At 67.4% G+C, this 405-nt stretch carries 1 protein-coding gene; it reads left to right on the forward strand.

Features of this window, described 5'->3' with window-relative positions:
- Positions 1-6: 6 nt before the first annotated feature.
- Positions 7-405 (forward strand): RNA pyrophosphohydrolase (locus JWG43_RS21090; protein ID WP_504208238.1); only part of this gene is annotated, 399 nt, incomplete at its 3' end.

A 405-nucleotide genomic window follows, 5' to 3' on the forward strand; every position in this document is an offset into this window, starting at 1 on the left:
GCGCTAGTGTCCGATCTCGACGCCTATCGGCCCAATGTCGGGGTCGTGCTGTTCAATCGCGAGGGCCTGGTCTGGTACGGCCAGCGCCACGCCACGCCCGGCCCGCATAACTGGCAGTTCCCGCAAGGCGGCGTCGATGCGGGCGAGGATCTGGAAGCCGCCGCCCGCCGCGAACTGCATGAGGAAACCGGCGTCACCTCGGTCGAACTGCTGGCGCGGACGGACGACTGGATCCTGTACGACTTCCCGCCCGAAGCCATGAACAACGCCAAGGCCTGGCGCGGTTTCAAGGGTCAGAAGCAGCAGTGGTTCGCCTTCCGCTTCACCGGCGACGAAGCCGAGATCGATCTGGCGGCCGACGACGAGGTCGAGTTCGACGCCTGGCGCTGGGGGCCGCTGTCGGAC

This window comes from Desulfobulbus alkaliphilus (genome assembly GCF_016918545.1).
In the GTDB taxonomy this organism is placed as follows: Bacteria; Desulfobacterota; Desulfobulbia; order Desulfobulbales; family Desulfobulbaceae; genus Desulfobulbus; species Desulfobulbus alkaliphilus.